This is a genomic window from Alkalihalophilus lindianensis, from assembly GCF_032843265.1.
Classification (GTDB): domain Bacteria; phylum Bacillota; class Bacilli; order Bacillales; family Bacillaceae_D; genus Alkalihalophilus; species Alkalihalophilus lindianensis.
Map to the genome: position 1 here is coordinate 1 of NZ_JAWJBA010000851.1, position 245 is coordinate 245.

Here is a 245-nt window from a genome sequence, read left to right on the forward strand (position 1 = left end):
ATTTACTTCCAACGCCTGTTCTGTACGGGCCACGTTAATCCGCTGGCCGGTGTCCTCCTCCATCCACATCAAACCGCCGCCGGCGCCGCAGCACATCGCCGTGTCGCGGTTTCGCTCCATTTCCACCAGTTCCACACCTGGAATCGCTTTTAAAATCTCACGCGGCGGATCATAGACATCATTGTAGCGCCCTAGATAACAAGAATCATGGAAGGTTATGGTTTCATTGACATCGTACCTTGGCA

1 protein-coding gene is annotated in these 245 nt (G+C 53.1%); it reads right to left on the minus strand.

Translation table 11 applies throughout. The features are described from left to right. Nucleotides 1-245, minus strand: a 245-nt coding sequence (locus tag RYX56_RS24550) for a heterodisulfide reductase-related iron-sulfur binding cluster (RefSeq protein WP_317124414.1), incomplete at both ends; no start/stop codon positions are given.